The 13,511-nt window shown below is 53.8% G+C and carries 13 protein-coding genes; 8 read left to right on the forward strand and 5 right to left on the reverse strand.

Features of this window, described 5'->3' with window-relative positions; translation table 11 throughout:
• The first annotated feature begins 103 nt into the window (after nt 1-103).
• From G7064_RS14090 to G7064_RS14115, 6 genes are all read left to right on the forward strand, one after another.
• Nucleotides 104-1,396 carry an MFS transporter gene (locus tag G7064_RS14090; protein ID WP_166074078.1) on the forward strand — a complete coding sequence of 431 codons (1,293 nt, stop codon included), beginning with the start codon at nt 104-106 and terminating at the stop codon, nt 1,394-1,396.
• A gap of 294 nt (nt 1,397-1,690) precedes the next feature.
• On the forward strand, nt 1,691-2,266 hold the full coding sequence (locus G7064_RS14095; RefSeq protein WP_166074079.1) for an RNA polymerase sigma-70 factor: 576 nt from the start codon (nt 1,691-1,693) through the stop codon (nt 2,264-2,266).
• A gap of 100 nt (nt 2,267-2,366) precedes the next feature.
• The gene (locus G7064_RS14100) at nt 2,367-3,101 is read left to right on the forward strand and encodes a head GIN domain-containing protein (protein WP_166074080.1); all 735 of its coding nucleotides are present in this window, start codon (nt 2,367-2,369) and stop codon (nt 3,099-3,101) included.
• A 103-nt stretch (nt 3,102-3,204) separates the two neighbouring features.
• Nucleotides 3,205-4,266: a FecR family protein gene (locus G7064_RS14105; RefSeq protein WP_166074081.1), complete on the forward strand. Its 1,062-nt coding sequence runs from the start codon at nt 3,205-3,207 to the stop codon at nt 4,264-4,266.
• Between the two features lie 39 nt (nt 4,267-4,305).
• On the forward strand, nt 4,306-5,085 hold the full coding sequence (locus G7064_RS14110; RefSeq protein ID WP_166074082.1) for a DUF4974 domain-containing protein: 780 nt from the start codon (nt 4,306-4,308) through the stop codon (nt 5,083-5,085).
• A 29-nt stretch (nt 5,086-5,114) separates the two neighbouring features.
• Complete coding sequence (locus G7064_RS14115) at nt 5,115-6,041, forward strand: hypothetical protein (protein WP_166074083.1); 927 nt, start codon at nt 5,115-5,117, stop codon at nt 6,039-6,041.
• A gap of 85 nt (nt 6,042-6,126) precedes the next feature.
• Here the strand turns inward: G7064_RS14115 and G7064_RS14120 are convergent, their stop codons facing one another.
• From G7064_RS14120 to G7064_RS14130, 3 genes are all read right to left on the reverse strand, one after another.
• Nucleotides 6,127-7,608, reverse strand: coding sequence for an alpha/beta hydrolase family protein (locus tag G7064_RS14120; protein ID WP_166074084.1), 1,482 nt, complete (start codon nt 7,606-7,608; stop codon nt 6,127-6,129).
• A gap of 209 nt (nt 7,609-7,817) precedes the next feature.
• Nucleotides 7,818-8,930: an alpha/beta hydrolase family protein gene (locus tag G7064_RS14125; RefSeq protein ID WP_166074085.1), complete on the reverse strand. Its 1,113-nt coding sequence runs from the start codon at nt 8,928-8,930 to the stop codon at nt 7,818-7,820.
• 44 nt (nt 8,931-8,974) lie between these two features.
• Nucleotides 8,975-9,289 (reverse strand): hypothetical protein, encoded by a 315-nt coding sequence (locus G7064_RS14130; protein ID WP_166074086.1) that lies wholly within the window; start codon nt 9,287-9,289, stop codon nt 8,975-8,977.
• A 266-nt stretch (nt 9,290-9,555) separates the two neighbouring features.
• Between G7064_RS14130 and G7064_RS14135 the strand changes: the two genes are divergently transcribed.
• Together G7064_RS14135 and G7064_RS14140 are read left to right on the forward strand one after the other, a co-directional pair.
• Entirely contained in the window at nt 9,556-10,263 is a 708-nt protein-coding gene (locus G7064_RS14135; protein WP_166074087.1) for an SGNH/GDSL hydrolase family protein, read from the forward strand.
• Nucleotides 10,264-10,499: 236 nt separating this feature from the next.
• Entirely contained in the window at nt 10,500-11,603 is a 1,104-nt protein-coding gene (locus G7064_RS14140) for a DUF5694 domain-containing protein (protein ID WP_166074088.1), read from the forward strand.
• 189 nt (nt 11,604-11,792) lie between these two features.
• Here G7064_RS14140 and G7064_RS14145 read toward each other — a convergent pair whose 3' ends face one another.
• Nucleotides 11,793-12,302, reverse strand: a complete 510-nt coding sequence (locus G7064_RS14145) for a YdeI/OmpD-associated family protein (protein WP_166074090.1) — start codon at nt 12,300-12,302, stop codon at nt 11,793-11,795.
• 48 nt (nt 12,303-12,350) lie between these two features.
• On the reverse strand, nt 12,351-13,400 hold the full coding sequence (locus G7064_RS14150; RefSeq protein ID WP_166074091.1) for a hypothetical protein: 1,050 nt from the start codon (nt 13,398-13,400) through the stop codon (nt 12,351-12,353).
• Between the last annotated feature and the right edge of the window lie 111 nt (nt 13,401-13,511).

A 13,511-nucleotide genomic window follows, 5' to 3' on the forward strand; every position in this document is an offset into this window, starting at 1 on the left:
CGCAGCACTACCCTACTGATAAAGCGAAGGCCGACGCGTGACAGCTCTGCTTTCCAGTGGGGTTGCGCTACCTTTGAGCACGATTTCGACCTGCGTTTATATTATGTCCGTTCTTTCCTCTACCGGGCCCCACGATCCATACGCCGCTCTGCGACTGCCCGAATTTCGACGTTTGTTGTCGGCTCGTGTGTGCATGACTGTCGCTACCCAAATTCAGGGTGTTGTGGTAAGCTGGCAAATGTTTCAGCTTACTAATGATCCGTTAGCTCTTGGCTTAATTGGCCTGGCCGAGGCAATACCGAGTATTGTAGTATCGCTTTACGCCGGGCACGTCGCGGACTCCGTACGGCGGAAGAACATTATTGTGGCGGCCGTCACGGCTTTGCTTTTCTGCTCAGTCACGTTGTTTCTGCTTACCCGCCCTGTTGGGTCGTGGCTGCTGGCGAAGGATCAGTTTTATACGCTGCCACTGTATGCCGTCATATTCGTGAGTGGAATTGCGCGTGGCTTTCTAGGGCCAGCTTTGTTTTCCTTCATGCCCCAGCTTATCCCTGACCGTGAGCGCCTATCCAACGCTATCACCTGGAACAGCACTACGTATCAGGCGGCTGCGGTGCTCGGACCAGCGATTGGGGGGCTTTTATTTGCCAAAGCCGGCATCAATACCGCCTACGGTGTCGATGCAGTGCTGATGGCGCTGGCCTTGCTGCTGTACGGTAGCATTGCTGGCCGCGCCCTTCCGCAGATAGAAGGGGAGCGGCTAAATCTGAAGGAAAGTATTCTGTCGGGGGTGCAGTTTATTTTTAGTAACCAGTTGGTGCTGGCGGCTTTATCGCTCGATTTGTTCGCGGTGCTATTCGGTGGAGCCGTAGCTCTACTACCCATTTTCGCTGATGATATTCTGCGTACGGGTCCTGAAGGGCTAGGCTACCTGCGCGCGGCGCCGGCGGTCGGGTCGGTGCTAATGGCTGTGATGATGACATACTTCCCATTGAGGCGTCGGGCCGGGCGTAAGCTCCTGTGGGCGGTGGCTGGGTTTGGCGTCGCTACCATTTGCTTTGCGCTGTCGCGTAATTTCTGGCTGTCTTTAGTTCTGCTGTTCCTTACTGGCGCCTTCGACGCCGTTTCAGTAATTGTCCGCTCTACGCTGCTGCACACTTTCACCCCGGAGCATATGAAAGGCCGAGTTTCGGCCGTGAACAACATTTTTATTGGCTCATCCAACGAAATCGGTTCCTTCGAATCGGGTGCGGCGGCGCGGCTCATGGGCGTAGTGCCATCCGTGATATTTGGCGGCGCCATGACCTTACTAGTCGTTGGTATCACGGCGATTAAAGCGAATAAGCTGCGCCATCTCGATTTAACACCCGAGCCGAAGCCAGTGGCAGCAGCCTAAGTGCTTCATTGAGAGTCTTTATCCTACGCCAACAACCCTGTTTAAACACTAGAGTATTTTTCAAATAAAATATAGGAACCTGAGGTGGTGTATCAGCCTGTAAAGCTGTATTGTTGCACCCATATTAGTTACCTGATTGAGTATATAGCTCCACTATAATTTGCGACATCGCAGAAATCAAGTGATACAGCTAAGTGAATAGTAGCGTGGGTTCTACCGCTTATTCAGACTGTTTAGACGAGCTGTTTTACTAGGTGAATTTCAGGAGTTGTGGTTGCTTTCACCCACCTCACTATGTCCATCGCTACCGAACCTGCCGCTGATTTGGAGCTTCGCTTGGCGGAGTTGCAGCATACGGATGCGGAGGCGTTTATGGAAACGCTATTTCGAGCCTTCTATCGGTCGTTGGCGAATGTCGCTTTTCGTGTAGTGCAGGATCGAGCCGTAGCCGAGGATTTGGTGCAAGACGTGTTATTGAACGTGTGGAAAAACCGCGAAACTCTCCACATTACTTCCACCTATCAAGCTTACTTATTCCGGGCAGCCATGAACTCTGCCTTGCGCCACGCCGCTCGTCAGAAGCGCCAAGTCGCGTGGGACAGAGCTAGCTTACCTGATTCGGGCCGTAACACCACCGACGAGCAAGTCTACGGACAGGAAGCCGAAGCTGCCGTAGCCGCCGCTCTTGACACCCTGCCGCCCCAATGCCGCGCCGTCTTCTTATTAAGTCGGCAGGAAGGCATGAGTTACCAGCAGATTGCCGATGCCTTGGAAGTGGCCCCCAAAACGGTAGAGAACCAGATGGGCAAAGCGCTTCGAATGCTTCGAAAAGGCTTGCAGGGCTTGCTACACAGCTTTTTGTGTTGGTAAAAGCTGCAGCGAAAAAATATTTTTATCTGACGTAGGGGTAAAGGCAGGGATGTGAATCTTACTACTGAAAGCATTCCCATCTCCCAACCTATTGTCAGCTATGAAAAAGCTACTTCTCTTATTAGCAGTATCCACTTCGCTGTTCACCACGACTGCCTGTAACCACGAAGGGGATATACTAGGCCCAAGTGTTCGCGGCACGGGCCCGACCCAAACCGAAACCCGAACCATCAGTAACTTCAGCCGCCTGGAGCTTAAAATTGACGCTGATGTGATTCTGACCCAAGGCAGCCCCCAGCAAGTGCGCATCGAAGCCCAGCGCAACATTCTCGACGTGCTCGAAACAGAACTAGCCGGTGACAAGCTGGAGATAGAGTATGGACGCTACAATGTGCGCGGCCATGATCCGGTTCGAATCTATATTACGGTGCCTGCCCTAACGGAAGTGGAGGTAGCAGGCTCAGGGAAAGTGAGTAGCACAACACCCTGGACGGCTACCAGCTTCCGGGTGGGTGTATCCGGTTCGGGGGAGGCTAGCTTGAACTTCAATCGGGCCGATGCCCTGCGGACGAGCATATCCGGCTCGGGTGCGGCAAAGCTGAGCGGGAACGCACACAGCCACAACGTGAATATCAGCGGCTCGGGCCGCGTAGATGCCTACGATCTGGACACGCAGGATAGCTACGTAGCAATAAATGGATCGGGTAGAAGCTACGTGCGTGCCTCACGAACGCTTAATGCCGACATTAACGGCAGTGGCTCGGTATACTACCGTGGCGCCCCCGTCGTAAGTAGCCGAATTACGGGTTCGGGCAAGGTGCTAGCCGATAATTAGGCTGACTTGCATTGCTTCGGGGGAATTGCTAAACTGCCTTTCTCACCCCCATCCGGTATCCCGAAAATACCGACTTTAGCAGGCTCACTTGCCGCTTTCATTCATGCCCAACTTGTATTCCGACACGGATGCCCCCTGGGATCTTTTGGCCAAACACTTGGCCGGGGAGGCGTCTGCGTCGGAACAACAAGAACTGCACGCTTGGGTGACGGCTACGCCGGAGCATCTGCAATTGCTTACTGCCGCCGTTCGGGCGTGGGAGCGGGGCGGTACCGCCGCTGAGGAGTTTTCGGAGGCTGATGTTGAGCCAGCTTGGCAGCGCTTCCGGATAGCCGCTGACCTAGCTCCAGCAGCCCCAATTCAGGGAGCAATACCGGCTGGAAAAGTGGTACCGTTGTGGCCCGCTGCGCGGCCCTGGCTGCCGGTAGCAGCGGCCGTATTGCTGCTCGTCGGCGTTTGGAGCGTGCTCCGCATCTTCTTGCTCAATAACCGGCAGGAGGAAATGGTAACCGTAACAGCCGGTGCTCAGCGTCAGCAAACCACTTTACCCGATGGCAGCAAGGTGTGGGTGAATCGACACTCTACGCTTAGCTACGCTGTCAACTTCAACCAAACTGCTCGGGTTGTGCAGCTGCAAGGAGAAGCGTTTTTCGAAGTGAAAAAAGACCAAGGCCGCCCATTCACAGTGCTTGCCAATGAGACCCGCACGCAGGTGTTAGGCACTTCCTTCAACGTACGAGCCTACGGCGCCGAGGACTCCGTGGAGGTGGCCGTAGTAACGGGGAGAGTGGCTTTTAGCCCCGTGCGCCGCTTACCGACTGGTTCGGATTCGGTGCTGCTTACGGCGGGTTTGCGCGGGGTAATTCATCGGGTGGCACCCACGGCGGCCGTGCAAAAACCTATTGTAGATCCTAACTTCCGCGCCTGGCAGCGCCAGGAATTGGTATTCGACAATCAGTCGTTGGAACAGCTTGCTCAAACGCTGACCCGCTACTACGACCAGCCCGTAACACTTGCTAACCCGGCCCTCGGGCGCTGCCGATTCACGGGCACCTTTGCCCAGGCTAGCCTACCCCAGGTGCTACGCGTGGTGAGTTTATCGGCCAACTTAACGGTAAGCCAATTAGGCGCCGGCTATACACTCGACGGGCCGGGCTGCCGCTAGCAGCTCGGATTTTCTTTTGCCTTTTAACTCAACATAGCTATGCGAAACCGCATATGCCTAGCCTTGGCCTTGCTTTTTGCCCTATGCGGGCTACCTACTCAGGCCCAAAATAGCTCCGCCTCTGTGCTGGAGCGCAAAGTGACGGTGACCTTCAATCAGGCGCCGCTCGAATCGGTGCTGCGTACGCTGCGGCGCCAATATGGCGTGCGTATCTCTTACAGCAATACGGCGCTCGATCTGAGCCAGCCCGTGACGCTCAATGTGCAAAATCAATCGTTGCGCTCCGTGCTCAACACAGTGCTGGCGGGTAAAAACATCGGCTATGAGTTGGTGGGCGACCAAGTGGTGCTGCACTCCACAACTCCGTCCAAGCCTAGCCTCGACTCAGGTGCAAACGCCGCAAGCAAGGGTGCCGCGACGAAAGCAACTGTAGCGACTACTTCAACCCCCAACAAGCCGACAGCATCTAGTAAACCGCTACCAAGTAAGAAAAAAGCCCCCCAGACTTCGACCACCGTGGCTACGAATGATAGGGCGAAATCAGGAACCCAATCGGTGCCAACCGCTGCGCCACCTACCAGCGCGAGTACGGCCTCTGTGCCATCCAACTCAGTGGATACACTCGCCGCAACCGCCTCATCTGATTCTACAGCGCAGCCTACCACTCCTGAGATTTCGTCAGAAAAAACGAGGGGGCCTACTGTTACCAAACAGGTGCAGGTGTCTTTTCTGGGGCCTCTGGGGTCGAATGGATTGCGTAGTGGCCAAACGGTAAACCGACTGTCCTTGAATGTACTGGGGGCTATTCGGCGGGGGTAAATGGAGTAGAAGCCGCGGGTCTTTTCAACGTGGCCCGCGACTCGGTGCGGGGCGTGCAGGTGGCTGGTTTGGCTAACATAGTAGGGCGCAACCTCACTGGCTTTCAGGGCGCAGGTTTGCTGAATGTGCTGGGTGGCACCGCCACTGGGTGGCAAGCTGCGGGTTTATTTAACGTAGCTATCCGGCCCGTAAGCGGGGCTCAAACGGCTGGCCTGTTCAACTATGTTGGTCCTGCCAAAAAAGCCCCCCAGCCAACGGATAGTGAGAACACAGATGCTAAAATGCTCCCCGGCCGACCAACGATGCAGGCCGCGGGATTATTCAACGTCGCCTTGGGAGAAGTGCGAGGGGCGCAGGCCGCAGGCTTATTCAATGTAGGCGGTACGGTGCGGGGTGTGCAGGTGGCGGGGTTGCTCAATATTGCTGACTCAGTGGCGGGCGTCAGTATTGCGCCGCTCAACTTTGTGCGCCGTGGCTACCATCGCTTTGAGGTTATTAATACGGAATCGTGGCCGGTGAGCGCCAGCCTGAAGCTGGGTGGCTCACCTAGTTTCTATACCTTTTTCACGGGCGCTTACGATGGCTTTGGCAACCGCGACCGACGCTGGGGGCTTGGCTATGGTGTAGGCACCGAGGTATTTGCTCGGCGTCGCCTCAGCTTTAGCCTCGATGCGGTAGCTATGCACGTAAATGAGGAAAGCCGCGGCTGGACTGAAGACCTGAATCTGCACAACCAGCTGCGCCTGCTAGTAGGCTTCGCCCCGCTGAAAGCCGGTGGCCGCCTGCGCTTAGTGGCCGGGCCGACGGTGAGCGTGCTCGTCACCCAGCGCTACGATACGGAGCGTGCTCAAGTGTATTCCAGTCTGCTGCAGAACCGCAGCTTGTGGCTGGATGAAGGCAGCGCCAGTACTCGCGTACTGGGGTGGGTTGGCTACAGCGTTGGGGTGCGCTTATAAATGCACAAACGAAACTAGCCCAGCGCTTTCTCATGCAGTTGAGCGGAGAAAGCGCTGGGCTAGTTTATGCCAAAAACAAATGATGCTACCGGCTCGCCTGACTCTTAGGCTGCTTGGCGAAGTTAGGCTTCAGTCGTTTGAAAAACGTGGTGTGCGCTGCTAACTTTTTAGCGTCGGGCTGCCCGCTACGATCCATCACCCACTCGCGGATGGTGTCCAGCGCTTTGGGGGAGAAAGCCGGCTGCTGCTGTCCGTTCACAATGGGCCAATCTTTCATGTCGGGTTGAAAAGAGTGATTGACGCCCGCCAGCTTGTGCACGGTCACATCGCGGTTAGCGTTGAGACCTTTCGATAACATAGAAAGATTCGTGCGGGCCGCTACCTGTAAGTCATCCACGCCGTTGAGCGCCAGCACCGGGCATCTTACGTCAGATAATTTGTGGGTAGGATCAAAATCCATGAAGTAGCGCGACCACGGCGTGGTGAGCTGAATAGCGCGTGCTTTGGCCATCACCGGGTCAATATGCGTGTTATTGAGCCGCAGGATGCCGGCCAGCTTAGCTCGCGCCTGCGTATCATCGGGTGTCTGGCGTATTACTTCCACCATACGGTTGTGAAGGTCTACGGCCGCTTGCACTTGCTGAGCATCTGAGCCAATAAGCCGCATAATTTCTACTTGCTGACGCAGCAGCACGTCCCGACCGGTTAGGCCGTAGCCCGCCAAGGATACCACGAAATCAGGCGTCTTCGTGTGCTGGTCGGCCGCAGCTAGTAAGGCTACGTTGGCCCCTTCCCCGTGCCCCAGCAACCCCACATGCTGCGGGTCGATGAGGTCGCGCGAGCGCAAAAACGTTAAGGCAGCCTGCGCATCGCCTACCAAATCGACGGTAGTAGCAGTACGATAATCTCCGCCCGATTTGCCTACACCTCGATCATCAAAGCGCAATACGGCAATGCCGCGGCGCGTGAGATAATCGGCCAGCTGCCCAAACATGCGGTATTCCTGCTGCCCGGCGTCCCGATCCTGCGGGCCTGTATCAGATAAGAGAGCCACCGCCGGAAACGGACCTGGTCCGGCTGGTACCGTCAGCGTGCCGGCCAGCTTGAGCTTAGCCGCGGCATTCATAAACGCAACATCCTCTTCGCGGTAGGGGGGAGTAAGGCGCGCTTTTTTAGCTACGGGCGGCGTAGAAACAACCAAGCGCTTCAGTACAAGCGGAGCGGTGAGGCCAGGCTGCTTCCAAGTACCGGTGAGGGTAGCGGCTCCTTGCCCTACTTTGCCTACAAAGCTGCTGCCAGCCTGCTCCATACGTAGCGTCAGGTCGTTGCCTTTCAGCTCAACCTCTACCGGCATGCGGTTAACCCGCTGCTTAGGCACATCCAGCGCTGCATAGTAAGAGCCGTTTGTAAGCGGCATAATCGTGATAATAAGCTCTAGGCTGCCTCCTGGTACCTTCAGCATCCCTTTCCACTGGCCTTTTAGCGGGGCAGGATCAGCAGCTTGGCTAAGGTTAGGTAGCCAAATCAGCAGGCACGCTAACAGAGAAATGAATAAAGATTTCTTCATAAAGTTTAATTATGTTCTGCTTGGGAGTCAGTCAAACGCAACAATAGTTTTCTCGCCTATCACTTGCTGAATAGTGATTAATATAGGCGATTAAGCTATTTTGGGATAATTTAAGACAAATATTTTCACTAGCGCAATCGGCGTGCCGTTCGCTTGTTATCTATGCAATAGCGGAAAAAGATAATTGTCTTAATAACTAGTCTGTGACCTTACTTGGCTCGTTGAACGATCCAATCGCCCAGGGCTTGTAGTGCCGTGGGGGAGAATGTTTCCGTAAGGCCCTCATACTCGGTGACGGCACCAGTAGGGGCTGTCTGAAAAAGGTGGTTTAGGCCCGATAGCTCCCGTACGGTCACGTCGCGGTTACCCCCGGTTTTCAATGCTTTTTCGATTGACTTCAGATTAGGCTCAGCCGCTACCAGCAGATCTTTGGAGCCATTAAGCGCCAGCACCGGGCACTTAATCGTGCGCAGGTTTTTGGGCGGATTATCCTCCAGCATATAGCGGTAAGCCGGCGTAGTCATCATGTCAGCCTTATTTTCGGCTAGTTTCTGCATCTGCGCGGCTTGCTCGGGAGGCAGCGGAATGGGCGGAATCATGGCCGGAATAAGACGGGCCCGCGCATGCTTATTGTCGCTGATCTGCTGCACGATGTTGAGCAGGGCCCGTTGGCGCTGCTCTACGCCAGCCAGAATTTTGGGGTCATTGGTTTTCAGACGAGAGATGTCCAAGGTCTGACGCACGATAACCTCAGGTCCAAGCACGCCGGGCGTGGCCAGTAGCACTAGGAAGTTAGACGTTTGCGCTTTATTAGCGGCTATAATAGCAGCTGTGCCGCCTTCGCTGTGCCCTACCAAACCAAGTTGCTTGGCATTTAAGTCGCGGCGGGTACGCAGAAAATCCAGGGCAGCCTGGGCATCCGTGGCATAATCAGCGGCCGTAGCCGTGGCCGAATTGCCCCCCGACTGGCCCACCCCCCGATCATCGAAGCGCAGCACGGCAATACCGCGGCGGGTCAGGTAGTCGGCAATTACCCAAAACGGGCGGTGCCCAAACACGGCTTGGTCGCGATTTTGGGCCCCAGAACCCGAAAGCAGCACGACGGCCGGGAACGGGCCCGCACCCTGCGGCACCGTTAGGGTGCCGGCGAAGTTGATACCGGCGCTTTTGTTTGTAAAACGCACCTCCTCTTCGCGATACGGAAATGGTGCCTGGGGTTCTTGTGGCCGTTTTGCGTTCTTGCTGGCCACAGGCTTGCTCGGCGGAATAGTTGGGGTAGCCGCCGCGGCAGCCGCCACTACGGCGGTGCTGGTGCGCTGCAACAGCAGTGGCAGCTTAGCGCCATTTTGCCGCCATTTACCCGTAATTAGCCCCCAGTAGGTGCTATGCGGCCCGCGAAGGATGCTCGAATGGCATTCGACTGCAACAGCAGACTGTCGCCGCGCACCTCCACTCGCTCTACGGCAATGCCACGCGCATTTTGGGTCGGAATATCTAGGCTGGCCGTGGGCTTCCCATTATTGTCGGTGATGTGCAGCTGAAGCTGGAGCAGCTTGCCGTTCGGTATTTTCAGGGTCCCACTCCATTTGCCCCCCAGAGCCGGAGCAGCAGCGCCCAGCGCTGAGGTGCTGCAGGAAAGTAGGAGCTGAAATAGCAGCAGAAATGGGGTGGCGGTATGCATAGGGAGGGATATGAATAGCTGACGCAGGCAGGTGCAAAACGCCGGCCAGTGATAGGAATAGTATACCCATCTCTAAATTTTGCCATTGGCTACATGCTATATTTACTAAGGCAGGCGCAGAAACTCACCGACCAGTACCACCGGTTGCTGTGGCTGTCAGGCGGCTTGCGGGGGCTTTTTTAGCTGAGAATCGCGTTGCTTCCGCTACCTTGATGCCTCAGTGAGTACCAGCTGCCTAATCTTTCATCAGTAGTATGCTCGACTCTATGCTTCGTTTTCGGCTACGTTTGCTTCAGGCTCTGAGGAGCGCTTTTGCTGTTCTGCTCTTTTTATTGGTCGCGCTGACGGGCTTCGCCCAAACGGCTCCGCCTTCTGCCAGCGCCGCCCAGTGGACGACTGAGCTACGAGCATTTGCACGCCAGGACAGCCTCAAAAAGCCCCCCATCGCCGCTATTCTGTTCTACGGTAGCTCATCCATCCGCATGTGGGAAACGCTGGCCACCGACTTCCCCAATCAACCTGTGCTCAACCGCGGCTTCGGCGGCTCGCGCTTTCCCGATGCCATTCAGTTGTTTGATCAGCTGGTGGTGCGCTACCGGCCGCGGCAAGTAGTGCTCTACGAAGGCGACAACGACATTGCCGCCGGTGCCACACCCCAGGAAGTATATGCGTCGTTCTGCACGTTTGAAAAGCTCATGCGCCGGAAGCTGCCCAAGTCGCAGTTGGTTTTTCTGTCTATCAAGCCTAGTCTGGCCCGGTGGGCGCTTTACCCCAAAATGCAGGAGGCCAACAACCTCATCCGTCAATACATCGAGGCTCACCCCAAGCGGCTGCGCTTCGTGGATGTGGGTGCGCCCATGCTCGGCGCCGATGGCAAACCCCGCCCGGAGCTATTCCTAGAAGATGGTCTGCATATGACTCGCGCCGGCTATGAAATCTGGACGCAGGCGGTACTACCCGTTTTGGCTAAATAAGAAAGCTGTTAGAAGGATTGTCCCAATTATTTCGCCCGTCATGCAAAGGCAGAGCCGAAGCATCTCGCGTGCTGATGCGGGATTAGTAATCCTGGTAAACACGCGAGATGCTTCGCTCCGCTCTGCATGACGGTAGGGGTTGTTATAAATAAAAAAGCCCCCAAGCATCCTTTTATCCCACTGTTAGCATCTTAACTCTACACCCTATCCTTTATTAAAAATCACAGCAACATCTAGTGAAACAATCACTACTTTTCCTCCTCACCATCACACTGCTTCGCGCGGGCTTTAGCAGCAACGTTAGTGCCCAAGCACCGCTTGAAGTTGTGTTGGTGGCTTCCTCCCACGGAAACCCCAGCAAGCCGGAAAAATACCGGCCTATTATTGACAAGCTAAAGGCCTATCAACCGGATATGGTGTTCGGTGAGTACATGCTGCCGGCGGAGCTGAAAGTGGCCGATGACAGCACCTACAGCCGGTATACGTTTATGCCCCGCTACCGCTACATCATGCGGCGTACGCCAGTAGTGCCCAAGAACCTGGCGCGGGAAATCAGCAAGCAGGAAAAGAGGCTGCGGAAAGCGCCCGACAAGCACGCTACCCGAATAGAGCTGGCCCGCAACTACGTGCTGGCCTACGACCGGGCCAACGCCGAGTACCAACTGCACATTCTGGAAAAGTACCAAAAGCCCAAGTTCAGTCCCGCCGACTTGGCCTACTTTGACACGGTGCTCGGTGGCGCCGACTCCTTACGAAAGCTGAAGCTACTGCGCCCCGGCACCGAGTACGACCGGATTTATTTCCCTCTAGTATATGAGTTGGGACTGCCGCAAGTGTACCCCATGGATTGCCAGAAGTACGATAAGGAATGGAGCCAAGAATGGAGCCGCACGGCCGTGGCGGTAGAAGCGCTCAAGGCGCGGGTAAAAGCCGACTCCACTTCTGCCGAGGCGCTAACGGCCAAGAAAATGCAGGCCGCCGTGGTGGCCTACCACACATTTGGGGACGATATTAAGCCCACCGAAACCCTAACCCAGGAGATGATTTATTATCAATTCATGAATACGCCCGCCTACGACGCGGTAGACGAGGCCATGAATTTCTACGGCGGTGAGGCCCTGTACGGAATGCCGGGTTTTCCCACGGAGTCGGTGAAGGGGATGAAGGTGCAATATGAGCGGCGCAACCAGGGGATGTGCGAGAATATTGTGCGCCAGGCCCGTCAGCAAGGCGCCAAAAAGGTCATCGTTGGGGTTGGAGCTTCGCACGGCAAAGGCATGCGCGAAATTCTAGCGGCCATGCCCGGCGTGAAAGTGATTAGCTACAACGACCTGCATTAGAGCATGTGTACATTTTTTGTCATGCAGCGTAGATTCTTGTCATGCAGAGCAGAGCGAAGCATCTCGCGTGTTTAGCTGGATTACTAACCTGACGTCAGCACGCGAGATGCTTCGCTGCGCTCTGCATGACGGTCAAAAGGTGTTTTAGTAAGGTTTAAATGGCCTCTCAGCCGCCGCTGGGGGGCTTTTTTACGTCGGCGGCAGGCAGCTTTTCGTGTTGGGGGGCAAATGTGCCAGCCGCGTGCAGGCGGTTTCGGCGCGAACTACCTTTTGCTCATCGGTGGAGGCTGCCGCTACCCACGCCACCCAGGCGTGCTGGTGCGCGGCAGGCAGGCGCTCGTAGGCTTCCAGCGCGCCGGGCACCTCCGCCAGGCACTCCCGAAAGTCATCGGCGGATACGGTGAGCGGTGCCTCCGCATCGGGGCAGAAGAGCACCAGCCGCACCACGTCGCCGGCCTGCTTGCCCAACTGCTTGCGGATAGCGGCCTTCACCGGCAGAAACAGCCGACCCTGACCCATGGACATCAAGTGAGTGTTGGTCAACTCAAACGCATCGATGTGCCCACTCACTGGTAGTGTGCTGAAGTAGCCCTTGGAACCCGCAAACGACGCTGGCGCCGGCACGGGCGCATACGTCCAGCCACCTTTGCCGGAAAATTTCTCCAGCGTCACGTCCGCATTTATGACTTCGATGGGCATAATTGATTTAGAGAGGAAAGCCTAAAACGCCCGAGTGCTTGCGCGAGTTTAGCGTAGAGTAACCCGCGCCAATTGGGCTCCAACCTTTTCTATTAGAATTAGAATTAATGGAAATATTAAGAAAAGAAGCCAAATCATGGTGTGTCTAGGTAGTATTTGATATTTATAATTTAGTCCATAGACTGTTGTAGTAAAAATGATACAGAGTATAGAAGATAATATTGAAACTTGCTGGTCAGAGTATCTTTCAATATGATCTCTCTTATGGTTTCTTAAATCTACTTTGTAGTTACCATTTTTGTTTGGTAAAAAACCTGATAACAGTATCATGTTCTGCATTATGTAAACAGCAGAAACACCTAATAGAAAATATTGAAGCGCAATGTATAGTCCTTGAGATAAATACTTCGTCGTTTCAATATCTTCATTTTGAAAAACTCTTATAATGTTGTCAATAGCAAAAGCAAACATAACTATTGTACTCCAAGTGCTAAGTATCAACCTTATTGTTTTTGATAGTTTGAAATATGTAAGTGCGTTTATAATAGAAAATACTGAAAGAAACAATGAGAGTATTAATAAGACTTGTATGAACCAATGATCTATATTAATAAATCCATAGTCAATAACCCAGTAAATAAGCGATAATGAAAGTAAAAGCGTAATTCCTTCTGTTAGCTTAGCTATAACCTTATCTTTATAAATGCTAACTGTTATTAAGGAGAAAATTACAATGAAATAGTAAGGCCACATTTTGATGTGATTCTCAAATATATAATTCACTTCTTTCTTGCCGGGTAAGAAACAAAGTAAACTAAAAAAATAAGACCAAATAAACTTATAAATGACATGCTTCCAATTGTTAGTTATTCTAAAACTCTCAAACAAAAGTCCTGTAAATAAAGCCAAGAGGCTTAATGAAAAGAATTTTTGCTCACTTAATGAAGCCCTGTAAGCTATATAACCTGTCAAAACTGTTCCGAGAACAGCAGCGACTATTATATATATAGAAAGGTCAAGTCCTGCTGATTTTATTTTTTTTGGCACTTTATTTCTATCAGGAATTAATAACTGTATCAATTTGAAGATTGCTGCCAAAATTTATATTGGCTCTATTACTTACAGTAGCAATACATCCTCGGTAAGCAAGATAATAGCGTAAATCATACCAACTGTAGTCTTATTCACATTAATCAGGCAGCTGCCAAC

The organism is Hymenobacter sp. HDW8 (genome assembly GCF_011305775.1).
Classification (GTDB): Bacteria; Bacteroidota; Bacteroidia; order Cytophagales; family Hymenobacteraceae; genus Hymenobacter; species Hymenobacter radiodurans.